Raw genomic sequence first — 24,335 nt, 5'->3', positions numbered from 1 at the left:
GGGCCGCCCGCCCCCTTTGTGGGGCATCAACGCCCCTCCCCGCCCCGCCACGTAATGTAGAGCTTCCGGCCTCCCCGGCCATCTTCATGGCATTCCCGCATGACTCCTCAGCGACGCCAACGCCGCGGCCGCGCGGGCACGGCGGTCCTCGTGTTCGGCTTTCTCAGCGGTTATTGCACCGGCACGGGCGTCGCTGCGCTGCGCCGTGCCCGCAGCGTGCGCCGCACCGTGCGCGAGCTCGACGGCCGCCGCATCGTCCATAGCGCGAGCGACGCCATCCTCTCGATCGACGAGCAGGCCTTCATCCTGTTCGCCAACCCGGCGGCGGCCCACATGTTCGCCACCAGCGTCACCGCCATGCAGGGACATTCGCTGGCGCGCTTCATCCAGGCGCCCGGAAGGGACGCGCGCAGTCCGCTCGACTATTTCTCGGCCGGCGCGGGCCGTGCCGGCCGGCGCGCCACCGACTACGCGGTCACCGGCATCCGCGCCAACGGCCAGCTGTTCCCGATCGAAGGTTCGATCTCCAGCGTTCTCCAGGACGGCCAGGAAATCTGCACCGTGATCCTGCGCGACGTGTCGGAACGCCACCTGGTGCAGCAAAAACTGTCGCGCTCGCACGACCAGCTGCGCCAGCTGTCCTCGGCGCTGCAGACCATCCGCGAAGAAGAACGCACCCATATCGCACGCGAACTGCACGACGACCTCGGCCAGCTGCTGGCCTCGCTGCGCATGGACCTGACCCTGCTCCAGCGCAGCGACAACCTGCCCGATCCGGGGCGGCGCCTGATCGAAGGCATGGAGTCGAACCTGCTCACGGCCATCATCTCGCTGCGCCGCATCGCCACCAACCTGCGCCCGCGCGCGCTGGACGAAGGCGGCCTGTATTTCGCGCTGCAGGGCCTGCGCGACGAGTTCGTCGAACGGCATGACATTTCCTGCATCCTGATGGCCGACGAGAACGAACTGCGCCTCGACGACGGCGCCAGCACCGCGATCTTCCGCATCGTGCAGGAAGCGCTGACCAATATCGCGCGCCATGCCCAGGCCACCAGCGTGGTGCTCAACCTCGGCCGCATCGACGGCGAACTGCTGGTCACGATCCGCGACGACGGCCGCGGCATCCGCGCCGAAGACATGGAAAAAGCCGCCTCGCTCGGCCTGGTCGGCATGCGCGAGCGGGTCTGGGCCATGGACGGCGAGATCACCATCAGCGCCGACGAGCCGTCCGGCACCCGCATCGACATCGTGCTGCCGCTCGCCGAGCGCACGATCTAGCCTTTTCTCCCGGCTGCCCGGGCGGCTGCCGTATCGCCCGTTCGATATGAAGCTGTCACTAAGCGGACATATTCACTGGTTAAGATTCGGGTCGATCCGGGCTCATCCACGAGCCCGGCGCCCTGTCCAAACCAACTGGAGATCTGCATGAAGTTCAAGACCCTGGCAGCTGCGCTGCTGTCCACCCTCCCGCTGTTCGCCCACGCCCAGAGCAACGTCACCATCTATGGCGTGATGGACGCAGCGGTCGCCGTGGAAGACACCGACGCACCGGGAGAAGACCGCCGCACCGTAATCAATTCGGGCAACCAGTCGAGCAGCCGCCTCGGCTTTCGCGGCACCGAAGACCTGGGTAACGGCCTGAAGGCGCTGTTCAACATCGAAGCCGGCGTCGCCCTCGACACCGGCGCCGCCGATTCGGCGCTGTTCGGCCGCCGCGCCGTGGTCGGCCTGCAGGGCGCCTTCGGCACCGTCACCGTCGGCCGCGAATACAGCCCGATCGCCGCGGTTGCTGCAGCCAGCGACATCATGGGCCAGGGCATGTTCGGCACCAACCTGTCGGCCTTCGCCACCAACCGCCTGACCCGCCGCCTGGCCAATTCGGTCAACTACAAGAGCGACGCGATGAGCGGCTTCACCGTCAACGCCGCCTACTCGGCCGGCGAGCGCGTCGTCGACCCATCGGGCAACCTGGTGGGCGTGTCGCTTGAGTACAAGACCGGCGGCCTCTACCTGGGCGCTGGCTACCACGCAATCGAGCGCCTGGCCACGGGCGACGACAAGGAACTCGCCTTCGGCGCCGGCTACAGCTTCGGCGCCTTCGAGATCAAGGGCAATTACCTGCAGGCCGACCAGACCGGCGCCAACAACGAGTACACCAACGCCAACCTGGGCGCGGCCTTCACCACCGGCCCGAACAAGTTCTTCCTGAACTTCCAGCAGCAAAAGATCGAGACCGGCGCCAAGGGCAATACCGTGTCGCTGGCCTACACCTACGCACTGTCCAAGCGCACCAACATCTACTCGACCTACGCCCAGCTGCGCAATAACGGCCGCGCGGTGTTCGGGATCAGCTCCTCGTCGACCGCGGTCACCCCGCCGGCTAGCGCGCTGGGCGCCGATCCGTCGGTGTTCACCGTGGGCGTGCGCCACTCGTTCTGAGCGTCCCCTCTGCCGTGCCGCTCCTGCGGCGCGGCCAGCCTCCGGTCCCGCGCGGACCGGCCCGATGCCGGCGCCTGCCGGCATCGTCTTTCTTGTCCCAAGTTTGACCCACAAAGCTGTTTCCAGCCGCCCAAACGCGGGGCCGTGGTATTTTGTTCAAGCTTACTATGTCGGCACGGCCCTGCGGCCAGATGCGCAGGCATCCGCACGATTGAACTAATCGTGATTCGTTGACATTTTGATCATGTATCATCGGCCTCGAATTCATCGATTTTGATTCCTGCACCCGGCAAAGGAGTAGCGCATGACAACAGCGACACGGCGATTGGATGGGATCGGCGGACTCGGCGAGTTCGCCCGGCCTGGGCATGGCGACGACCATCACGCCGACCTGGAGCGCATGCGCAGCACCATCGAAGAGCGCATCACCCAGCTGCTGGCCGACTCCGGCAGCCAGGCGGACATGCTCGCTGCCGCCATGCGCGCCGGGGCGCTGAGCGCCGGCAAGCGCATGCGTCCCCTCCTGGTGATGCTGGTGGCGCGCGACCTCGGCTGCACCTCGCCGGCGCTGGTCGACGTTGCCTGCGCGGTCGAGATGGTGCATGCCGCTTCGCTGATGCTTGACGACATGCCCTGCATGGACAATGCCCAGCTGCGCCGCGGCATGCCTGCAATCCATGTGGAGTATGGCGAAGACGTCGCCATCCTGGCCTCGGTCGCCCTGCTCAGCCGCGCCTTCGGCGTGCTGGCCGCGGCCCAGGACATTCCGCCGGTCACCCGCACCCGCCTGGTGGCGCGCCTGGCCGAGACCATCGGTACGCAAGGCCTGGTGCGCGGCCAGTACGAAGACCTGCACGGCGCCGGCGCGCGCACGGCCGACGCCATCGCCACCACCAACGAGCTCAAAACCGGCGTGCTGCTGGGCGTGGCGGTCGACATGGCCGCGATCATCGCCCAGACCTGCGAGGGCGTGTCGCAGTCGCTGCGCGCCTTTGCGCTGGCGGCCGGCCACGCCTTCCAGATCCGCGACGACTTCCACGACCTGCCCGGCACCGACAGCGCGGTCACCGGCAAGGACACCGGCAAGGACCTGGGCAAGGCGACCCTGCTGGCCTCGCTCGGCCAGGAGGAAGCGCAGCGCCTTTTGGCCGCCTACCTGATGGATGCCGACCGCCATCTGGGCGATGCCCTCGGCGCCGGCGGCGGTACCCGCCGCTTCATCGACAGCCTGTTCGCCCAGGGCCGCTCGCGCATGCGCCTGGCGGCCGAAGCCGGCCTGGCCTACTCCGAGACGGTGGCCGCGCGCGTGCGCGAAGTCCACGTCAACTGAGCCCGACGGGAAACGATCCATGGCGCATTTCGGGGTCGTTGCACCTGCGTTCTACAGCCACTTCAACGCCCTCGAAGCGCTTGCCGGCGAGCTGGTGGAGCGCGGCCACCGCGTGACCTTCCTGCACCGCCCGGACGCGAGCCGTTTTTTGAACACTGTGCGCGACCCGCGCGTGGCCTTTCACGCCATCGGCGCGGCCACCCATCCTCCCGGTTCGCTGGACGCTTCCCTGCAGCTGGCGGCGAACCCCGGCGGGCCGCTGGGGCTGCGCCGCGTGATCCTCGACATGGCTGCCGGCACGGACATGCTGTGCCGCGAACTGCCGCGCGCCATCGAAGCCCTCGAAATCGACACCCTGATTGCCGACCAGATGGAAGCGGCCGGTGGCCTGGTGGCCGAGGGCCTGGGCATGCCTTTCGTGTCGGTGGCCTGCGCGCTGCCGGTCAACCGCGAGCCGGGCATCCCGCTGCCGGTGATGCCCTTCGGGTACGAGGACAGCGAGCGCGCCCACCAGGTCGTCGAGGGCAGCACCCGCGTCTACGACTGGATGATGGCGCCGCACCGCCGCAGCATCGAAGCCAATGCAAAGCGCCTCAAACTGCCCGTGCGCGGCGCCTTGCACGATTGCCTGTCGCCGCTGCTGCAGCTGAGCCAGACGGTCGAGGGCTACGATTTCCCGCGCCGCGCGCTGCCGGCGCATTTTCATCAGGTCGGGCCGCTGCGGGCCTCCCAGCCGCGCAGCGATGTCGCGCCGCTGCCGGACATCGCGCCCGGCCGCCCCTTCATCTTTGCGTCGCTCGGCACCCTGCAGGGCCAGCGCCTGGCGCTGTTCAAACGCATCGCGGCGGCCTGCCGCCGGCTCGACGCCCAGCTGTTGATTGCCCATTGCGGCGGCCTCGATGCCGCCCAGGAACGCGCCCTCGAACGCGCCGGCGCCACCTGGGTCTGCGCCTTCGCGCCCCAGCAGGCCGCGCTGGCGCGCGCCGACGCCGTCGTGTCGCACGCCGGCCTGAATACGGTGATGGACGCGATCGCGGCGCGCACCCCGATCCTGGCCTTGCCGATCGCCTTCGACCAGCCGGGGGCGGCGGCGCGCATCGTCCACGCCGGTATCGGCCTGAAGGCCTCGGCCCATTTCTCCGGCAGCGCCCACCTCGCGTCGCAGCTGCGCCGGCTGCTCCATGAAAACAGCTTCGCCACCCGGCTGGAGGCGCTGGCCGGCAGCGTGGCGGCCAGCGGCGGCGCGCCGCGCGCGGCCGACCTGATCGAAGGCGCCCTGCGCCTGCGCCGCAGGCCGCAGGCAGAACAGGGCGTAACCAGCGGTGGATAAGCCCTACGACCTGATCCTGGCCGGCGGCGGCCTCGCCAACGGCTTGACCGCCTGGCGCCTGCGCAGCCTGCACCCGGGCCTGCGCATCCTGCTGCTCGAAGCCGGCGAACATATCGGCGGCAACCATACCTGGTCCTTCCACGATGCCGACCTCACGCAGGCAGAACAGGCCTGGATCGCGCCGCTCGTGTCGCAGCGCTGGCCACGCTACGACGTGGTCTTCCCCGATCTCGCGCGCACCCTGGAGGGCGGCTATGCCAGCATCGCATCGAGCGATTTCGCGCGCGTGATCGAAGCCGCGCTGGGCCCGGACCTACGCCTGAATGCCCGCATCGAACACCTGACCCCGACCACGGTGCGCCTGGCCGGCGGCGAGACGCTGGCGGCGCGGGCCGTCATCGACGGCCGCGGCCCGCGTCCGACCCCGCACATGTCGCTCGGCTACCAGACCTTCCTGGGCCAGGAGCTGCGCTTGAGCGCGCCGCATGGCTTGAGCGCGCCGGTGATCATGGACGCCGGCGTCGAGCAGGATGGCGGCTACCGCTTCGTCTACCTGCTGCCTTTCGGCCCGGACCGCATCCTGGTCGAGGACACGCATTACGTCGATACCGCCGCCTGGGAGCCCGAGCGCCTGCGCGCGAACATCGCGACCTATGTGCGCGGGCGCGGCTGGGAGGTGTTAGAAGTGCTGCGCGAGGAACACGGCTCGCTGCCGATCGTGCTGGCGGGCGATGTCGACGCGTACTGGGCGGCCTTGAACGGCCAGCCCACGGCCGGCCTGCGCGCCGGATTGTTCCACCCCACCACCGGCTATTCGCTGCCGCATGCGGTGCGCCTGGCCGACCGCATCGCCAGCCTGGCCGTCGATCCGGCAGCCTTGCAGGCGCCGGCGCTGTTCGCCGCGATCCGCCTCGAAGCGCAGCAGGCATGGCAGGGCCAGCGCTTCTTCCGGCTGCTCAACCGCATGCTGTTCCTTGCCGGCCGCCCCGAACAGCGCTGGCGCGTGATGCAGCGCTTTTACCATTTGCCGGCGCCGCTCATCGCGCGCTTCTACGCCGGGCGCCTGCGCCTGCGCGACAAGGCGCGGCTGCTCAGCGGCAAGCCGCCGGTGCCGGTCGGACAAGCCCTGTCCGCCGCCCTCAAAATCCATCCCGACCAGATCAGGAAAGCCGCACAAGCATGAGCAACAACGACAAGAAACAGGCCGTGGTGATAGGCGCCGGCTTCGGCGGGCTGGCCCTGGCGATCCGCCTGCAGGCCGGCGGCACGCAGGTCACCCTGCTGGAAAAGCGCGACAAGCCGGGCGGACGCGCCTATGTCTATGAAGACCAGGGCTTCGTATTCGACGCCGGTCCCACCGTGATTACCGATCCCTCCTGCATCGAAGAGCTGTTCACCGCCGCCGGCAAGCGCATGAGCGATTATGTCGAGATGCTGCCGGTCGCGCCCTTCTACCGCCTGTGCTGGGAAGACGGCAGCCATTTCGACTACGTCAACGACCAGGAGGCGCTGGACCGCCAGATCCATGCGCTCAATCCTGCCGACGTCGAAGGCTACAAGCGCTTCCTGGCCTATTCGAAGGCCGTGTTCGAGGAAGGCTACGTAAAACTGGGCGCCGTGCCCTTTCTTACCTTCCGCGACATGATCGCGGCCGGCCCGCAGCTGGCGCGCCTGCAGGCCTGGCGCAGCGTCTACAGCCTGGTGGCCAAGTTCATCCAGGACGAGCACCTGCGCCAGGCTTTCTCCTTCCACTCGCTGCTGGTGGGCGGCAATCCGTTTGCGACCAGCTCGATCTACACCCTGATCCACGCGCTGGAACGCAAATGGGGCGTCTGGTTCCCGCGCGGCGGCACCGGCGCCCTGGTGCAGGCGATGGTCAAGCTGTTCGAGGACATCGGCGGGCGCATCGAACTCAATGCCCCGGTGGCGCGGATCGAAGCGAGCGGCACGCGCGTCTCCGGCGTGCGCCTCGAGGACGGGCGCCTGTTCCCGGCCGACGCGGTGGCCTCGAACGCCGACGTGGTGCACACCTATGCTTCGCTGCTGGGCGCGCACCCGCGCGGCGCATCCGAAGGCCAGGCGCTGCAAAAAAAGCGCTTTTCCAATTCGCTGTTCGTGCTCTATTTTGGCCTGGACCACCACCACCAGCAGCTGCAGCACCACACGGTCTGCTTCGGCCCGCGCTACCGCGAGCTGATCAAGGACATCTTCAATGGCGAAACCCTGGCCGACGATTTCTCGCTCTACCTGCATGCGCCTTGCGTGACCGACCCCTCTCTGGCCCCGCCCGGCTGCGGCAGCCATTACGTGCTGGCGCCCGTGCCGCACCTGGGCAATGCGCCGATCGACTGGGAAGTCGAAGGCCCGCGCTACCGCGACCGCATCTTCGAGTACCTGGAAAAGCGCTACATGCCGGGCCTGCGCAGCCAGCTGGTGACCAGCCGCATCTTCACGCCCTTCGACTTCCGCGACCAGCTCAACGCCCACGTCGGCTCGGCCTTCTCGCTGGAGCCGATCCTGACCCAGAGCGCCTGGTTCCGGCCGCATAACCGCGACAGCGAATTGTCCAACCTCTACCTGGTCGGCGCCGGCACCCATCCGGGCGCGGGCGTGCCCGGCGTGATCGGCTCGGCCAAGGCCACCGCCGGCCTGATGGTGGAGGACTTGAAGGCGAGGATCCCGGCATGAGCGAAGCGCTGATGGAGCATGCGACCCGCACCATCGAGGTCGGCTCGAAGAGCTTCGCCGCGGCGGCGCGCCTGTTCGATCCGGCCACCCGGCGCAGCGTGTTGATGCTGTATGCCTGGTGCCGCCATTGCGACGACGTGGTCGACGGCCAGGAGCTGGGTTTCCATGTCGCGCCACAACAGCCGCACGACCCGGCGGCCGAACTGGCCATGCTGGAGGCGCAGACCCGCCGCGCCTATGCGGGCGAGCCGATGCAGGACCCGGCCTTCGCCGCCTTCCAGGAAGTGGCGCTGCGCCACCGCATCGAGCCGCGCTATGCGCTGGACCACCTGGCCGGCTTTGCGATGGACGTGCAAGACGTGCGCTACGAAACGTTTGAGGACACCCTGCGCTACTGCTACCACGTGGCCGGCGTGGTCGGCCTGATGATGGCCTCGATCATGGGCGCGCAAGATGCGCGCGTGCTCGACCGCGCCTGCGACCTGGGCCTGGCCTTCCAGCTGACGAATATCGCGCGCGACATCGTCGAAGACGCGCGCATGGGCCGCTGCTACGTGCCGGCCCAGTGGCTGGTCGAGGCCGGCATTCCCGCGGACGAAGTGGCCGACCCGCGCCACCGCGCGGCATTGGCACGCGTCGCGGCGCGCCTGGTCGATGAAGCCGAACCGTATTACGACTCGGCGCTGGAAGGCATCGCGTTCCTGCCGCTGCGCTCGGCCTGGGCGATCGCCAGCGCGCGCAATGTGTACCGCCAGATCGGGATTGTCGTGAAGCGCCGCGGCGCGCAGGCCTGGGACGAGCGCGCCGGCACCGGCAAGGCGATGAAACTATGGCTGCTGGCCAGGGGCGCGGCGCTGGCGCTCAGCTCGCGCGCTCGCCCAGCGGGTGTGCTGGCGCGTCCCCGTCCTGCGGGGCTGTGGCAGCGTCCGGGTGGCGCTGCAGGCGCCCACCATGGAGCGCCTGCAACTGCCGCTTGAGGCGGTCCACGGGCGGCGCATATAAAAATCCGAAGGACACCGCGCCGTCCTTGCCCTCCACCGCATGGTGCATGCGGTGGGCCTGGTACAGGCGCTTGAGGTAGCCGCTGCGCGGGGTCACCTTGAACGGCCAGCGGCGGTGCACCAGGCCGTCGTGGGCGATGAAATACAGCAGGCCGTAGGCGGTCATGCCGGCGCCGATCCACTCTAACGGATGGGCGCCTTTGGTGCCGAACCAGATCAGCGCGATGGCGACGCCCGCGAACACGAGGGCGTACAGGTCGTTCTTCTCGAACCAGCCGGTGCGCGGCTCGTGGTGCGACTTGTGCCAGCCCCAGCCGAAGCCGTGCATGACGTACTTGTGCGCGACGATGGAAAATACTTCCATCAGCACGACGGTGAGCACGACGATGAAGGCATTGAGCAACATGGGGCGACCTGTGAATACAATGGCAAGAGCCTACCATAAGGACCTCGCTGCGCGCCCGGTGGCGCAGATAGCGTGCGGGTCATCGACGGTACACACATATCAATCACGAAAGGAAGATGATGCGAATCCAGGTTACCGCCCTCCTCTGCAGCACGCTGCTGCTGGCAGCCGCCCCGGCCTCCAGCGCCACCGTGGAAGTCCGGGTATCGGGCGTGACGGCCGGCAAAGGCAAGGTCAATGTCGCCGTGTGCGACCGCGAGCGCTTCCTCAAGCAATGCCTGTTCAGCGCCTCGGTGCCGGCCCAGGGCACGGAAGCCGTCGTCAGCCTGAAGGACATCCCGCCCGGCACCTGGGCCGTGCTGGCCTACCAGGACGCGAACGAGAACGGCGAACTGGACCGCAACTTCATCGGCATCCCGCGCGAGAACTACGGTTTCAGCCGCAACGCCGCCGGCCGCTTCGGGCCGCCCGGCTTCGACGATGCCGCTATCGAGGTGGGCGAAGGCACGACGACGGCGCCGGTCCGCCTGCGCTGAGCCGGCTCGCGAAAAATATCGATAGGAAACAGTTAACTCTTCAGGTATCTTTGTGACCCACAAGCGGCCGGGCAGCGTTCCCGGCCATGATCGATCACCGGCACGCATCTGCGTTGCCAGCTACGGGGAACAAAGCAATGAACGAGTTGGTCACTGCCATCAACGGCTATGTCTGGAGTCCTGCGCTGATCGCGCTCTGCCTGGGCGCCGGCCTGTATTTTTCCATCCGCTCGCGCTTCCTGCAATTGCGCCACCTGGGGGAAATGGTGCGTCTGATGTGGGATGGTAAAAGTTCCGAGCAAGGCGTGTCCTCGTTCCAGGCGCTGACGATGACCCTGGCGGGCCGTGTCGGCACCGGCAACATCGCCGGCGTGGCCACGGCGATCACCTTCGGCGGCCCCGGCGCCGTGTTCTGGATGTGGATGGTGGCCTTCCTGGGCGCCAGCTCGGCCTTCGTGGAATCGACCCTCGGCCAGGTGTACAAGGAATCGATCAACAAGGAATTCCGCGGCGGACCGGCCTTCTATATTGAAAAAGGCCTCGGCATCAAATGGTATGCCGTGCTGTTCGCGGTGACCACCATCCTGGCCACCGGCGTGCTGCTGCCGGGCGTACAGGCCAACTCGATCGCCGAAAGCCTCAAGACCGCCGCCGGCATCGACACCACCTACACGGGCGTGGCCCTGGCCGTGGTGCTCGCCTTCATCATCTTCGGCGGCGTCAAGCGCATTGCGCGCTTTGCCGAGTTCGTCGTTCCGTTCATGGCGCTGGGCTATATCCTGGTGGCCTGCGTGATCGTCGCCATGAACATCGAGCAACTCCCGGGCGTGCTCAAACTCATCTTCACGTCCGCCTTCGGCATGGACGCCGCCTTCGGCGCCATCATCGGCATGGCCATCATGTGGGGCGTCAAGCGCGGCGTGTACTCGAACGAAGCCGGCCAGGGCACGGGCCCGCACGCATCGAGCGCCGCGGAAGTGAGCCACCCGGCCAAGCAGGGCCTGGTGCAGGGCTTCTCGGTGTATATCGACACCCTGTTCGTCTGCTCGGCCACCGCCTTCATGCTATTGATTACCGGCCAGTACAACGTGGAAGCACCGAACGGCACCCCGATGTTCGTCGGCGTGCAGGGCGTGGCGTCCGGCCCCGGTTACGTGCAGACCGCGCTGGAAAACGTGATGCCGGGCTTCGGCTCGCTGTTCGTCGCGATCGCCCTGCTGTTCTTCGCCGGCACCACCATCGTCGCCTATTACTACATCGCCGAAACCAATATCGCCTACCTGAACCGCGCCACCAACCGTCCGTGGATGGGTGTCGCGCTCAAGCTGGCCATGATCGGCGCCACCATCTACGGCGCGGTCAAGACCGCCGACGTGGCCTGGGCGCTGGGCGACCTGGGCGTGGGCCTGATGGCCTGGCTGAACCTGATCGCCATCCTCCTGATGCGCGACGTGGCCTTCAAATGCCTGCGCGACTACGAGGCGCAGAAGAAGCTGGGCAAGGATCCGGTGTTCGATCCCGCCGCGCTGGGCATCAAGAATGCGCATTTCTGGGAACAGCGCGTGGCGCTGGGCAAGAAGAAGTCGGGCGATGTCGTCGAGGCCGACGTCGTCGGATGAGTCCGATCTGAGCGTAAAAAAAGCTGCTACCGAGGTAGCAGCTTTTTTTTGGGCGCCCGTCACGCCCGCGTGGATCGGGTCAGCGCGTGATGCTGGAATAGCTGCACGACTTGAGCACGCCCGAAATCGGATCACCGAACACCGCATTGGTGCAGGCGGTTGCGCCGGCAATGATTTTCGAGGCGAATACGCTGGACGTACCGTAACGCACTTCGCGCGTGCCGGTGAACGAGCAGGTGGCGCCTTCAGTGCCGCACGCGGTCCAGGTCTCGACCACCGGCGTCGGCGCCGGCGCAGGGGCGGGAGCCGTGGTGGTTGCGCTTGCATACTCGCAGGTCTTGGCCATGCCCGGCATCGGATCGCCGAACACGGTGTTGCTGCAAGCGATCGAACCCGTGGCGGTCTGCGTTGCGTAGCTGTTGTTGGCGCCATAGCGAACCTGGCGCGTACTGCTGAAGCTGCACACGCCGCCCTCGCTTGCACACCTGGTCCAGGTAAGCGGGGAAACCGGCGCTACGAGGTTCGCCACTTTCACGCCCACCGATGCGGACGACCCGGCATTGCCGGCCAGGTCATAAGCGACCGCCACCAGTGTCGCCGTGCCATTCGCCGCCCCTGCCGAGTCCCACGAGAACTGGTACGGCGCGGCCTGGTCAACCCCGACCGCGGTGCCGTTGACCTTCAGTTCGACGCGGTTGACACCGACATTGTCGCTGGCCGTCACGGTCACCGCGACCAGGCCGCTGACGTTGGCACCGTTGCCGGGCGAACCGATCGCAACCGCAGGCGCGGCCGTGTCGGACGGGGTGCGCTTCGCCACCGCCGCCGCCACGGCAGCCGCCGCGTTCACGCGTCCATAACCGAAATAGGTATCGCGCCCGTTCGACCCCAGGTCCACTGCCGTGGAATACAGCAGGCTTTCCACCGTCTGGTTATCCAGCGACGGGTTGGCGGCCATTACCAGGGCGCCCACGCCGGCGGCGACCGGGCTGGAGAACGAGGTACCGTTCCACTGCTGGTAGAGATTGCCCTTTGTCGTGGTCCAGATGCCCGCGCCCGGTGCGGCGAGCGTGACGAAGGACCCGAAATTCGACCAGCTGGTGCGGCTGTCGCCGGAATCGGTCGCCGACACGACGATCATCGATGAGGTCGGCGCAATGGCGGCATCCACGCCGCTATTGCCTGCGGAGACAAACAACAAACCGCCTTTGCTCTTCAGGTACTGCGCAGCGTTCTGGATCGAGGCGCTACCGGCGAGCGGCCCGAAACTGACGTTGACGATGCGCGCGCCGCGGTCGGCCGCGTAGGTAATGCCGCTGACAATCGTGCTCAGGTAAGCGGTGCACCCACCCGTGGCGTCCATCGCGCCAATCCGGATCGGCATGATCTTCGCCTGGCCGGCCACGCCCGCGACACCCAGGGCGTTGTTGCTCGACGCGGCAGCACTGCCGGCAACCGCGGTACCGTGGCCGCAGGTATCGGCCGTATTCGTGTTGTTGTCGACAAAGTTATAGCCCGGCACCATGTTGGGCGCCAGGTCAGGATGGGCACCATCGACCCCGGTATCCAGGATGGCGATGGTGACGCCGGCGCCCTGCGTGCTGTCCCATGCGCTCGGGGTGCCGATTTTGGCCAGGTGATATTCGCTGGCGTAGTAGGGGTCGTTCGGCACCGCCGATGCCCTCACCTTGCGGTCGAGTTCGACCCGCTTCAGGTGAGGATGCTTCGACAATTTGGCAAGCACGGCCTTTGCGGAAACTCCCGAAGGCAGGTCGATGACGTTCAGGCTGCTCTTGCCGATCCTGCGGGCACGCCCGCCGTGTGGGGCCATGATGGCGGCCAGGTTGGACGGCGACAGGCCGGCCGCCGGCACCACCATCAAGCGATTGGCGGCATAGCGGCCAAGCGCATCGGATTCTTCAATCGTGGGAGGAAGGGCTGCATTGGCGACACTTCGCGCCGGAGGCGCTGCCGTCGCAATCGCGGGTACGGCAATGGCAGTGAAGGCACTGCAAAAGACAACACGGGCAAGGGTAGTCGACAGGGCTGATCTGGTCATTTTCGCCTAAATGTGAAGAACTGCGGAAGATGAAACGAAGGGAGAAATCAGTGCGGAACCGCGTACTGGGGCTTCTTGAACAAAGCGAGGCGTGATGTTACCCGAGAATGTTCCGAATCAAAGAAAACAGAAATAATTTGCAACAAAAAAGATGTGCATCTATAGTTTTATTAATAAGAAATTGAACAAATCAAAATAGATTTCACTATCGTTTTAATAAAACATCGGCATTATTGATGGCGTTTCGCTAACGACTCTCGGCTGGAACGCTGGACGTATTGACGATGGAGTTGGGTTATCGCTACCGGTTGATCGAGCCTGGATAAAAAAACCGGCACCACCGGGGTCAGGTCTGACATTGAGACACGGGCTCAACTGAAGTAAGGCTGGGCTCGTGTCCGAATGTCAGACCTGACCCTGAAGTTGCTTTTTGCTCGGACAAAAAAAGGGGCGCCCGCAGGCGCCCTTCAGGAATTGCAGCCGATGGCAAGCCGGCTCACTTCCTCACTGGTTATTTCAACCGGCAGGTCAGCGCCCAGCACGAATCCCAGCGCCCGATCTTGATCTCGCGGACCGCCGTGCCCAGGCGCTTGCGCAGTGCGCTGTCGGTTGGATAATTCTTCGGCAGTTCGTGGCGCTTGCCCTCGGCATCGGTGAAATTGGCCCAGGTATTGCCCTGCGCGTCGGTGCGGCAGACCGTCGGGCTCACGCCCTCGACATACTCGTCGTCGATCAGCACCAGCAGCACGTCCTTGCCGATGCGGGAGCGCAGGCCGGCAAGGAAGGCGTCCTGCTGCTCGCGCCGGAGGTGCGACCACAGGAAGCCGGCGAACACGGCAGTGATCTTCTCGTCGGCGGCGATGTCCGGCGGGATGTCCAGCGCATCGACCACGCGGTAGAGCACGTTGTCCAGTCCGTCGCCATGCTCGCGCGCTACGGCCAGCATCGCCTCGCTGATGTCGGTGGCGATTACCGACTTGGCGCTCTCGGCCAGCACGTCGGTCCAGTAGCCGGTGCCGCAGCCCAGCTCCAGCACGGTGTGCCCGCGCATCAGTTCGGTGACCTGCTCGGCGACGTCGTCGAGGTCGTCCTGGCGGTCCTCGTCGGCTTCGTCGTGGAACTGGCTGTCGTAGTGCTCCGCGATGGCGGTGAAGAATTCCGCGACCGGATTCGTATTCATGGTGTTTCCTTGGTTCTTAAAGTTCGTAGTTCTCGCCGCCGCGCATCGCCGACTCGACCATCTTGCGGTTGAGCGTCGGTGCCAGCAGTTCAATGAAGGTATAGATATAGCTGCGCAGGTAGGCGCCCTGCTTGACCGCCACCCGCGAAACGTTCATGCCGAACAGCTGGCCCACGGGAATCGCGCGCAAATTGCGGTCGCGCTCGGGGTCGAAGGCCATGCCGGCGATGATGCCCACGCCCATGCCCAGCTCGACATAGGTCTTGATCACGTCGGCGTCGATGGCTTCCAGCAGCACGTCCGGCTTCAGGCTGCGCAAGCCGAAGGCATGGTCGATCTTGCTGCGCCCGGCAAAGGCGGCATCATACGTAATCACCGGGTAACTGGCGATCTCTTCGAGCGACACCGCCTTGGAGCGGGTCAGCGGATGCTCATGCGGCACCACCAGCACGTGTTCCCACTGGTAGCAAGGCAAGGTGATCAGGCCGTCGATGGAGGCGATCGATTCGGTGGCGATGGCCAGGTCGGCCTGGTCGTTCTTGACCATGTCGGCGATCTGCTTCGGATTGCCTTGCAATAAAGACAAGCGCACCTTCGGGTATTTCTGCATGAAGGCCTGCACCACCTTGGGCAGCATGTAGCGCGCCTGGGTATGGGTGGTGGCGATCGTGAAGCTGCCGCTGTCGTGAGCCGCGTATTCCTTGCCGATGCGCTTGAGGCTTTCGATCTCCTGCATGATCAGCTCGACCGACTGCAGCACCAGGCGGCCCGGCTCGGTCAGCCCGCGGATGCGCTTGCCGTGGCGGGTGAAGATGTCGACGCCGAGTTCTTCCTCGAGCTCGATGATGGCTTTCGAGACGCCCGGCTGGGAAGTGAACAGCGACTTGGCCGCATCGGTCAGGTTGTAGTTCTGGCGGACGGCTTCGCGCACGAAGCGCAGCTGGTGAAGATTCATGAAGTGGTGGTGTTCTCTTGACTGTTCGCGTGGCAATGTTTTGCAAATCCTGCATCAGACGACATTTTAAGATGCTTATTCAGGTTACGCATATAAGCAAATGAATTCTCCGTAGTTTGGAATATATAGAGCGGTCCGTACACTGGGTTCAACCATTTAACGGGTAGACAATGTTTGTCGCGTTGGCAAGGTCTGCCCCTCAGGAAGAAACCATGTACCGCTACGACCACTACGACCATCTCATCGTGCGCGAACGCATCGCACAATACCGCGACCAGGTGCAGCGCCGCCTGAACGGTGAGCTGCTTGAAGAAGAATTCCTGCCCCTGCGCCTGCAAAACGGCCTCTACATGCAGCGCCACGCCTACATGTTGCGCGTGGCCGTGCCCTATGGCCTGCTGTCCTCAAGCCAGGTGCGCATGTTCGCTCATATTGCCCGTAAGTACGACCGCGGATACGGCCATTTCACTACCCGCCAGAACATCCAGTACAACTGGATTGAGCTGGAACAAACCCCGAACATCCTGGAAGACCTGGCCTCGGTCGAGATGCACGCCATCCAGACCTCGGGCAATTGCATCCGCAACATCACCACCGACGAATTTGCCGGCGTCGCGGCCGACGAGATCATCGATCCGCGCCCGTTTGCCGAGATCCTGCGCCAGTGGAGCACCTTCCACCCCGAATTCATCGCCCTGCCCCGCAAGTTCAAGGTCGCGATCAACGGCGCCGTCGAAGACCGCGCCGCGATCGCCATCCACGACATCGGCCTGACCCTCGTGCACAACGAGGCGGGCGAAGTCGGCTTCAAGTTCATGGCCGGCGGCGGCATGGGCCGTACCCCGATTCTGGGTTCGGTCATCCGCGACTTCCTGCCGTGGCGCCACCTGCTGACCTATACCGAAGCCGTGATGCGCGTGTACAACCAGTACGGCCGCCGCGACAACAAGTACAAGGCCCGCATCAAGATCTTGTTGAAAGCCCTGGGTGTCGAGGAATTCACGCGCCAGGTCGAGGCTGAATGGCTCGATTTGAAGGACGGCCCGGAAACCCTGACCCAGGAAGAATTCGACCGCGTGGCAGCCTGGTTCCAGCCGCACGGCTACGCCCAGCTCGAAGACAGCGATCAGGCAGCCGCCCACCCGGACAACCGCGCCTTTGCCAACTGGCTCAATCGCAACGTCAAGCCGCACAAGATGCCCGGCTATGCGGCCGTGCTGCTGTCGCTGAAGAAAACCGGCGTGCCGCCGGGCGACGCCACCGCCGAGCAGATGGATTTCGTGGCCGACCTGGCCGACAAGTACAGCTTCGGCGAAGTGCGCGTGACGCACGAGCAGAACCTGGTGCTGGCCGACGTCGAGCAAGGCAAGTTGTTCGAACTGTGGCAGCTGGTAAAAGCCAAGGGCCTGGCCACGCCGAACATCGGCCTGCTCACCGACATGATCGCCTGCCCGGGCGGCGACTTCTGCTCGCTGGCCAACGCCAAGTCGCTGCCGATTGCCGCCGCGATTGGCGAGCGCTTCGACAACCTCGACTTCCAGCACGATATCGGCGACATCGAACTGAATATCTCGGGCTGCATCAATGCCTGCGGCCACCACCACGTGGGCGCCATCGGCATCCTGGGCGTGGACAAGGACGGCAGCGAGTGGTACCAGGTCTCGATCGGCGGCTCGCAAGGCAATAACGCGGCCATCGGCAAGATCATCGGGCCCTCGTTCTCTGCCTTGCAGATGCCGGAAGTGGTCGGCCGCCTGCTCGAAGTCTACGTGCGCGAGCGCTTCGAAGGCGAGCGTTTCGTCGACACGGCCCAGCGCCTCGGGGTCGCGCCATTCAAGGAACACGTCTATGCCACGCCGATCACGGCAGGCGCACTGGTTGGGGAAGACCACTATGCTTAATACCCACAAGCAGATCATCAAGGGCCGCGAAGTGGTCGACGACGACTGGAGCGTGCTGAGGCTCGACGAGGGCGACGCTCCCGAGACCGTCGCCGTCCCGGAAGGCAAGGTCATCGTGCCGCTCGCCGTGTGGCAGGCGCAGCGCGAGGTGCTGGACAAGCGCCTCGAGGTCGGCGTCTGGCTGGCGGCCGACGAACAGGCCGCTTCGATCCGCGACGACCTGGGGCGCTTTGCCGTGGTCGCGGTGGACTTCCCGAAATTCTCGGATGGCCGTGGCTATTCGATCGCCTTCAATTTGCGCCGCCGCCTGAACTACACGGGCGAGCTGCGCGCGATCGGCGACGTGCTGCGCGACCAGCTGTGGCCATTGTCGCGGGTCGGCTTCGACGCGTTTGCCACGCGCCAGGACCGCAGCATCCACGATGCGCTCAAGGGCCTGACCGTGTTCTCGGAAACCTACCAGGCCTCCGTGGACCAGCCGCAGCCGCTGTTCCGCCGTGCGCCACGCGGCACGCCGCCCGATCATACCGATCTTGGCGCGTGCATCTGAGGACCTCGAGATGAGCGACCTCCATCATCGTGTCGAAGAAACCCAAGCCATCCTGGCGCGCATCGCCCGCGATTTTTCCCCAAGCGTATTCGCGTCCAGCCTGGCGGCCGAAGACATGGTCCTCACCGACCTGATTTTGAAAGCGCAGCTGCCGATCGCGATCTTCTCGCTCGAGACCGGCCGCCTGCATGCCGAGACCCTCGACATGCTCGAGCGCGTGCGCGAGACCTACGGTGTCGAGATCGCGCTGTACAAACCGCAGCCCGAAGTAGTCGAGGCCTATGTGGCCCGGAACGGCCTGAACGCCTTCTACGACAGCGTCGAGATGCGCAAGGAATGCTGCCGTATCCGCAAGGTCGAGCCCCTGGGCCGTGCCCTCGCAGGCAAGCAGGCATGGATCACCGGGCAACGCCGTTCGCAATCGACCACCCGCGCCGAACTGGCGGTGCAGGAGATTGATACGGCCCACGGCCTGCAGAAGTTCAATCCACTGGCCGACTGGTCGGAAGAAAACGTCTGGGAATACCTGCGAGAGAACCAGGTGCCGTACAACGCCCTGCACGACCGCGGCTATCCGTCGATCGGCTGCGAACCCTGCACCCGCGCGGTCCAGCCGGGCGAGGACGTGCGCGCCGGGCGCTGGTGGTGGGAGAACCCCGAATCCAAGGAATGCGGCCTGCACGTGGTCGACGGCAAACTCATACGCATCAAACCCGTGGCTGCGTAAGCACTCACACAAAGGCAGACAACATGACGACAGTATTCGACAATCCAGGCGTGCTCACCGCGGTGAACGCGCGCCACCTTGACGCCCTGGAATCCGAGGCCATCCACATCCTGCGCGAAGTGGCGGCGGAATGCAGCAACCCTGCCCTGCTGTTCTCGGGCGGCAAAGACTCCGTCGTGCTGCTGCGCCTGGCCGAGAAGGCTTTCCGCCCCGGCAAATTCCCCTTCCCGCTGGTGCACATCGATACCGGCCACAATTTCGACGAAGTGATCGCCTTCCGCGATGCGCGCGTGGCGGAACTCGGCGAGCGCCTGATCGTCGGCAGCGTGGAAGACTCCATCAAGCGCGGCACGGTGCGCCTGCGTCATCCGGCCACGGACTCGCGCAATGCCGCGCAAGCCGTGACGCTGCTGGAGACCATCGCCGAACACGGTTTCGACGCCTGCATCGGCGGCGCCCGCCGCGACGAGGAAAAAGCGCGCGCCAAAGAGCGCATCTTCTCCTTCCGCGACGAATTCGGCCAGTGGGACCCGAAGGCCCAGCGCCCGGAACTGTGGGACCTGTATAACACCCGCGTGCACCCGGGCGAGAACATGCGCGTGTTCCCGATCTCGAACTGGACCGAGCTGGACGTGTGGCAGTACATCGCGCGCGAACAGCTGGCGCTGCCGCCGATTTATTTCGCGCACGAGCGCCAGGTGATTGCGCGTAACGGCCTGCTGGTGCCGCTCACCCCCCTGACCCCGGCGCGCGAGGGCGAGACGATCGAGACCCGCACCGTGCGCTTCCGGACCGTGGGCGACATCTCCTGCACCTGCCCGGTGGCCTCGCATGCCAGCACGGTCGAACACATCATCGCCGAAACGGCGGTCACCGACGTGACCGAGCGCGGCGCGACGCGGATGGACGACCAGACCTCCGAAGCCTCGATGGAAAAACGCAAGAAGCAAGGGTATTTCTGATGAACGCGATGACCGACAACCTGAATCAAAGCGGCCTGCTGCGCTTCATCACCGCAGGCTCCGTCGATGACGGCAAGAGCACCCTGATCGGCCGCCTGCTGTTCGACAGCAAGGGCATCTTCGCCGACCAGCTGGCCGCCGTCTCGCGCTCGAAGCACAAACGCACCGTGGGCGACACCATCGACCTGTCGCTGCTGACCGACGGCCTGGAAGCCGAGCGCGAACAGGGCATCACCATCGACGTGGCCTACCGCTACTTCGCTACCCCGAAGCGCAAGTTCATCATCGCCGATACCCCGGGCCACGAGCAGTACACCCGCAACATGGTCACCGGCGCCTCGACCGCCGACGCCGTGATCATCCTGGTGGACGTCTCGAAAGTGAAGCTGGGTGACGACGGGAGCGTGGAGCTGCTTACCCAGACCAAGCGCCACTCGACCATCGCCAAGCTGCTGCAGATCGAGCACGTGATCGTCGCCGTCAACAAGATGGACCTGGTGAATTACGACCAGGCCGTCTACGACCGCATCGTCGCGGCCTATGGCGAATTCGCGGCCTCGCTCGGCCTGAAGGATGTCACCCCGATCCCGCTGTCGGCCCTCAGCGGCGACAACGTGGTCAGCCTGTCCGCCAACATGCCGTGGTACGAAGGCCCGCCCCTGATCGAGCTGCTCGAATCCCTGTCGGTCTACGACGAGTCGCACGCCGCGCCCTTCCGCTTCCCGGTGCAGCTGGTGGCGCGCCATAACGGCCACGAGGCGAACGACTTCCGCGGCTACATGGGCCGCATCGAATCGGGCCGGGTGGCGGTCGGCGACAAGCTGGTGGTGCAGCCCTCCGGCCAGGCCGCCACCGTCAAGGAGATCGTGACCTTTGACGGCTCGCTGCAGTCTGCCGCGGCCGGCCAGTCGGTGACCCTGCTGCTGAACGAATACCTCGACATCTCGCGCGGCGACCTGCTGGCCAGCAGCAGTAGTCCGGCGACGCAACTGAAACAGGTGGTGGCGGACGTGTGCTGGATGTCGGACGAGCCGCTCGATGCGCGCCGCAAGTACTGGATCAAGCACGGCACCCGCCAGACCGGCGCCAAGGTCACCAAGGTGGACAGCATCCTGGATGTGAATACCCAGCAGCGCCATGCGGCAGAGGGCCTGAAGCTCAACGACATCGCGCGCGTGCACCTCACCGTGCAGCAGCCGCTGGCGGCCGACGCCTATGCCGACAACCGCGCCACGGGGGCCTTCATCCTGATCGACGAAGTCACGCACCAGACCGTCGCAGCGGGTATGATCCGTCTGGATCAGGCGTAAACAGCGAAGGAGTCGTATGGGGCAGGCACTGGGGAAAGTCTATCTGGTTGGCGCCGGCCCCGGTGCGGCAGACCTGATCACGGTGCGCGGCGCGCGCCTGCTGGCCCAGGCCGATGTCGTGCTCTACGACGCCCTGGTCATCCCCGAAATGCTCGCGCTGTGCGCCCAGGCCGACCTGATCTCGGTCGGCAAGCGCTCGGGCCAGCGCTCGATGGCGCAAACCCTGATCAACGAGCAGCTGGTCGACTGCGCCGGCAAGTACAAACTCATCGTGCGCCTGAAGGGCGGCGACCCGATGCTGTTCGGCCGTGCCGACGAAGAATTGCGCGCGCTGGAAGCGGCCGGGATCGAAGTCGAAGTGGTCCCCGGGATCACCACCGCGGTGGCGGCGGCGGCAGCGACAAAACAGCCGCTCACCAAAAGGGGCGTCGCGCGCAGCGTCGCCTTCTTCACGTCCAGCACCGCCCCCGATCACCCTGAACACCCGGCGCTGCCGGAAACCGACACCCTGGTCCAGTACATGGGCGGGCGCGAAGCCGCGGCCACCGCCGAGCGCCTGCTGGCAGAAGGCCGGCGCGGGGATTTGCCGGTTGTCGTCGTGGAGAATTGCAGCCGGATCGATCAGCGCATCTTGCGGATGTCGCTGGCGGATCTGGCGCACGGGCTGGAGCCGGGGCATGGGCCGGTGCTGGTGATGCTGGGCGAGGCGCTGGCGGCGCGGGAGCACCAACCTTTGTAGGGTGGGCGGGTCTCCCGCCCGCGCGTTCAATCAACACAAGATCTGCCGATCCGTCTGATCGATCGCTACCTATCACCGCGCGGGCGGGTCTCCCGCCCACCCTACGATTCGCGGATAACGGCCCCGTCAACACCCGCGCGTTAGTTCAATCCCATTCCGATTCGCACATAAGGGTTCGGTTCAGCCCCAGGGCGTAAATTCAATCCCGTTCGCGATCGACCCAATCACCTGCGCCTGGTTCTCTGCACTCTCGCTGAACAAGCCCAGCACGTGCTCGCGCGGCATGTCGCCCGCCAGCACGCCCATCCAGTAGTCGCGCCCCGCGCCTTCGGCACTGCGGTGCAGCACGTTCTGGTACAGCAGTTCGACGAACTGGGCGTCGCTGGCGTTGGCGCCGTACAGGTCCGCGAACTCGCGGCTGTTCGTGAAGCCCGCCGCCACCTGGTCCAGGGCCTGGCCGCCATCCATCATCTTGATCCAGTAACCGAGCCCGCCCTTGTCGGGTGCGCGGTTGAAGGCGGCGGTGTACAGGCGGTAGGCCTGGCCGGCGATGCCGTCGACGTCCAGGGCCACCGCGGTGTCCAGGAATTGCAGGCGCTCGACGTTGACCAGGGTGTCGACGCCGCCGCTGCCGAAGCGATCAATCACGGTGACGCCGGCCGCGGTGCGCTCGATGTCGAACAGGCCCTTGTAGCCAAGGTATTCCATCGTGTCGATGCCGCCCAGGCCATCGATCTTCTGGCTGCCCGCGGCTGCCTTGAGCAGGTTGGCGCCGTCGCTGCCGCTGATGGCCGCTCCGGTGGACGAGCCGCCGCCGGAGCTGACCGGGGCCGGCGCGCCGCTGCCCGATGGAGCAGGAGACGGCGCAGGCGCGGGTGCCGGCGCCGGCGCCGGTGCAGGAGCCGGTGCCGGCACCGGCGCCGGGGCCGCCGACACCACCACGCTCGGCAGGGTCGCCACGGTGACGGCGCCGTGCAGCACGCGCGCCTCGACCTGCACGGCGCCGTCGGCCTGGGTATCGATCCAGGCCGTGGCGAAGCCCCCGTCGGCCAGGGCGGTGAGCACCGGGGCGGTCTGGTCGCCCTGGCGCATTTCGTTGATCGCGAATTCGCGCGCGTCGAAGGTGCTGCCGTCGGCGCCGAAGCGGCGCCCAAACACGCCGTTGGCGTCGAAGTCGCCCGACTGGGCCTGCCAGGCGATGACGAAGCCGCCATCGGCCAGGGCCGTTGCCGACGCATCGAAGCGGCCGGCGCCGGCGTCGACATTGGCCTGCACCGTCTCGCCGGCGCGCGCGCCGGCAGCGGTAAAGCGCTGGAAGAAGATGTCGCTGCCGCCGAAACCCCAGGGGTTGTTGGCATAGCTGTCCCAGGCCACCACGAAGCCGCCGCCGGCCAGGCCGGTGACGGTCGGCAGCGGGGCTGCCGTCGACAGGCTGGCGGCAAGGCCGTCGCCGCTCACCAGCAGCGGCGCGCCGCCGGCGGTGGCGGCATACACGTTGCCGTCGTTGATCTCGCCCCAGGCCAGCACATAGCTGTTGCCGCTTGCCGCGATGCTCGGGCTGAAGGCGCTGCCGATCGTGCCGTAGACCTGCTCGCCGCCCTGAAGGTTGCCGTTGGCGTCGGCCGTGCGCACGTGCACCTGGCCGTTGCTGCGCCACGCGATGGCGAACGAGCCGTCGGCCAGCACCGCCACGTCGGGCATGGCGGTGTCCGCCGTGATGCCGCTCACGCCGATCTCGGCGCCCGCGACCCCGCCGGCGTCCACGATGCGGTAGGCGATGTGGGTGCCGCCGGCGTCCGTGCTGGTATAGGCCACCACCGAGCGTCCGCCAGATAGCGCGGCCACCGCCGGAGCGCCCTCGACGGCGGCATCGATGGCCGAGCTGATGGCGAAGGTCGCGCCGCCGGCCGCACCAAGCGCGGTGCGCAACTGGCCCATGATGGCGCCGCCGCCGCTTGCTGCCTGCCACACCGACATGAAGCTGCCGCTGCTCAGGGTGGCCAGGTCCGGCCCCGCGGACGGAGTGGCCGCGCCGAGCGCGAAGTCGCTGCCGAATCCTGCCAGGGCGCGCATGCTGCCCGCTTCGAACGTGTAGACCAGGGTTTCGGCCACGCCCTTGCCGGGCAGCGGGTTGCCGTTGCCGTCGAGCTGGTAGCGGTCGTAGTAATGCACGGTGATCGTCGCCGCGCTGCCCGGCTCGGGCAGCAGGTTGGCGTTGTTGATCACCAGGCGCGCCGCCTCGTCCGTCGCCGGATTGTAGGAGAGCGAAAACAGGCCCGGCACCGATTGCGCGTCGATCACCCAGCGCCCGCCCCAGAGCTGGCCCCAGTCGATCGGGGTCAGGGTCGCGGCGACCTCGCCGGTGCGCAGGCTCGTTAACAGGACGTCGCGGTTGTCGACGATGCCGGCGGGTGCGTAATCAGTAGTGTCGGTAGTGCTCATGGGGCGCATTTCTGTAGGACCGGGCCCGCGCAGGAAGCAGGGGCCGCAACAGAAACGATGATGCCCGACGACAACTTTTATTTAAAGAGGGAAATCAAATTCCTTTGGGCAATATGGCGGCGATCCAACGGAATCTTGCCCCTTTTGCCAAGGGTGTTAGC

The 24,335-nt window shown here is 66.2% G+C and carries 20 protein-coding genes; 15 read left to right on the top strand and 5 right to left on the bottom strand.

Features of this window, described 5'->3' with window-relative positions; translation table 11 throughout:
- Nucleotides 1–99: 99 nt before the first annotated feature.
- The 7 genes from AC56LR_RS13265 (at nucleotide 100) to crtB (ending at nucleotide 8,764) form a co-directional block, all read left to right on the top strand.
- Nucleotides 100–1,278, top strand: coding sequence for a PAS domain-containing sensor histidine kinase (locus tag AC56LR_RS13265; RefSeq protein WP_497130984.1), 1,179 nt, complete (start codon nucleotides 100–102; stop codon nucleotides 1,276–1,278).
- 147 nt (nucleotides 1,279–1,425) lie between these two features.
- Nucleotides 1,426–2,439 carry a porin gene (locus AC56LR_RS13260; protein ID WP_497130983.1) on the top strand — a complete coding sequence of 338 codons (1,014 nt, stop codon included), beginning with the start codon at nucleotides 1,426–1,428 and terminating at the stop codon, nucleotides 2,437–2,439.
- A gap of 304 nt (nucleotides 2,440–2,743) precedes the next feature.
- Nucleotides 2,744–3,769: a polyprenyl synthetase family protein gene (locus AC56LR_RS13255; protein ID WP_497130981.1), complete on the top strand. Its 1,026-nt coding sequence runs from the start codon at nucleotides 2,744–2,746 to the stop codon at nucleotides 3,767–3,769.
- A gap of 19 nt (nucleotides 3,770–3,788) precedes the next feature.
- Nucleotides 3,789–5,099: a glycosyltransferase gene (locus AC56LR_RS13250; protein ID WP_497130979.1), complete on the top strand. Its 1,311-nt coding sequence runs from the start codon at nucleotides 3,789–3,791 to the stop codon at nucleotides 5,097–5,099.
- Nucleotides 5,092–6,282 carry a lycopene beta-cyclase CrtY gene (gene crtY / locus AC56LR_RS13245; protein WP_497130977.1) on the top strand — a complete coding sequence of 397 codons (1,191 nt, stop codon included), beginning with the start codon at nucleotides 5,092–5,094 and terminating at the stop codon, nucleotides 6,280–6,282. Before AC56LR_RS13250 ends, crtY begins: the two co-directional genes overlap by 8 nt.
- On the top strand, nucleotides 6,279–7,787 hold the full coding sequence (locus AC56LR_RS13240) for a phytoene desaturase (protein WP_497130975.1): 1,509 nt from the start codon (nucleotides 6,279–6,281) through the stop codon (nucleotides 7,785–7,787). The genes crtY and AC56LR_RS13240 overlap by 4 nt, the downstream gene beginning before the upstream one ends.
- The gene (gene crtB / locus AC56LR_RS13235; protein ID WP_497130973.1) at nucleotides 7,784–8,764 is read left to right on the top strand and encodes a 15-cis-phytoene synthase CrtB; all 981 of its coding nucleotides are present in this window, start codon (nucleotides 7,784–7,786) and stop codon (nucleotides 8,762–8,764) included. The genes AC56LR_RS13240 and crtB overlap by 4 nt, the downstream gene beginning before the upstream one ends.
- On the opposite strand, the gene AC56LR_RS13230 is transcribed toward crtB, so the two are convergent.
- Entirely contained in the window at nucleotides 8,649–9,194 is a 546-nt protein-coding gene (locus tag AC56LR_RS13230) for a sterol desaturase family protein (protein ID WP_497130971.1), read from the bottom strand. The two genes, crtB and AC56LR_RS13230, sit on opposite strands and share 116 nt — an antisense overlap.
- Nucleotides 9,195–9,310: 116 nt before the next feature.
- Here AC56LR_RS13230 and AC56LR_RS13225 point away from each other — a divergent pair, with 116 nt between their 5' ends.
- Together AC56LR_RS13225 and AC56LR_RS13220 are read left to right on the top strand one after the other, a co-directional pair.
- On the top strand, nucleotides 9,311–9,730 hold the full coding sequence (locus AC56LR_RS13225) for a DUF2141 domain-containing protein (RefSeq protein ID WP_497130969.1): 420 nt from the start codon (nucleotides 9,311–9,313) through the stop codon (nucleotides 9,728–9,730).
- 137 nt (nucleotides 9,731–9,867) lie between these two features.
- A complete protein-coding gene (locus tag AC56LR_RS13220; RefSeq protein ID WP_497130968.1) occupies nucleotides 9,868–11,349 on the top strand; it encodes an alanine/glycine:cation symporter family protein in 1,482 nt (493 codons plus the stop codon).
- A 79-nt stretch (nucleotides 11,350–11,428) separates the two neighbouring features.
- On the opposite strand, the gene AC56LR_RS13215 is transcribed toward AC56LR_RS13220, so the two are convergent.
- The 3 genes from AC56LR_RS13215 to AC56LR_RS13205 all read right to left on the bottom strand — a co-directional run bounded on the left by AC56LR_RS13215 (nucleotide 11,429) and on the right by AC56LR_RS13205 (nucleotide 15,543).
- The gene (locus tag AC56LR_RS13215) at nucleotides 11,429–13,228 is read right to left on the bottom strand and encodes a S8 family serine peptidase (RefSeq protein ID WP_497130966.1); all 1,800 of its coding nucleotides are present in this window, start codon (nucleotides 13,226–13,228) and stop codon (nucleotides 11,429–11,431) included.
- A gap of 691 nt (nucleotides 13,229–13,919) precedes the next feature.
- Nucleotides 13,920–14,588, bottom strand: coding sequence for a class I SAM-dependent methyltransferase (locus AC56LR_RS13210; RefSeq protein ID WP_497130965.1), 669 nt, complete (start codon nucleotides 14,586–14,588; stop codon nucleotides 13,920–13,922).
- 16 nt (nucleotides 14,589–14,604) lie between these two features.
- Entirely contained in the window at nucleotides 14,605–15,543 is a 939-nt protein-coding gene (locus tag AC56LR_RS13205; protein ID WP_497130963.1) for a CysB family HTH-type transcriptional regulator, read from the bottom strand.
- Nucleotides 15,544–15,755: 212 nt separating this feature from the next.
- Here AC56LR_RS13205 and AC56LR_RS13200 point away from each other — a divergent pair, with 212 nt between their 5' ends.
- The 6 genes from AC56LR_RS13200 to cobA are packed head-to-tail and all read left to right on the top strand — an operon-like array spanning nucleotide 15,756 to nucleotide 21,732.
- The gene (locus AC56LR_RS13200) at nucleotides 15,756–17,444 is read left to right on the top strand and encodes a nitrite/sulfite reductase (protein WP_497130961.1); all 1,689 of its coding nucleotides are present in this window, start codon (nucleotides 15,756–15,758) and stop codon (nucleotides 17,442–17,444) included.
- Nucleotides 17,437–17,994: a DUF934 domain-containing protein gene (locus AC56LR_RS13195; protein ID WP_497130959.1), complete on the top strand. Its 558-nt coding sequence runs from the start codon at nucleotides 17,437–17,439 to the stop codon at nucleotides 17,992–17,994. Before AC56LR_RS13200 ends, AC56LR_RS13195 begins: the two co-directional genes overlap by 8 nt.
- Before the next feature lie 10 nt (nucleotides 17,995–18,004).
- Complete coding sequence (locus AC56LR_RS13190; protein WP_497130957.1) at nucleotides 18,005–18,721, top strand: phosphoadenylyl-sulfate reductase; 717 nt, start codon at nucleotides 18,005–18,007, stop codon at nucleotides 18,719–18,721.
- Between the two features lie 23 nt (nucleotides 18,722–18,744).
- Nucleotides 18,745–19,683, top strand: a complete 939-nt coding sequence (cysD, locus tag AC56LR_RS13185) for a sulfate adenylyltransferase subunit CysD (protein ID WP_497130955.1) — start codon at nucleotides 18,745–18,747, stop codon at nucleotides 19,681–19,683.
- Nucleotides 19,683–20,993, top strand: coding sequence for a sulfate adenylyltransferase subunit 1 (locus tag AC56LR_RS13180; protein WP_497130954.1), 1,311 nt, complete (start codon nucleotides 19,683–19,685; stop codon nucleotides 20,991–20,993). The genes cysD and AC56LR_RS13180 overlap by 1 nt, the downstream gene beginning before the upstream one ends.
- A 16-nt stretch (nucleotides 20,994–21,009) precedes the next feature.
- Nucleotides 21,010–21,732 carry a uroporphyrinogen-III C-methyltransferase gene (cobA, locus tag AC56LR_RS13175; RefSeq protein ID WP_497130952.1) on the top strand — a complete coding sequence of 241 codons (723 nt, stop codon included), beginning with the start codon at nucleotides 21,010–21,012 and terminating at the stop codon, nucleotides 21,730–21,732.
- 180 nt (nucleotides 21,733–21,912) lie between these two features.
- Here the strand turns inward: cobA and AC56LR_RS13170 are convergent, their stop codons facing one another.
- On the bottom strand, nucleotides 21,913–24,174 hold the full coding sequence (locus AC56LR_RS13170) for a DUF4214 domain-containing protein (protein WP_497130950.1): 2,262 nt from the start codon (nucleotides 24,172–24,174) through the stop codon (nucleotides 21,913–21,915).
- Nucleotides 24,175–24,335: the final 161 nt, after the last annotated feature.

It is taken from the genome of Telluria sp. ZT3P39 (assembly GCF_059685935.1).
Note: the sequence above shows the minus strand (reverse complement) of the source record. Positions and strands in the feature narration are given on the sequence as shown.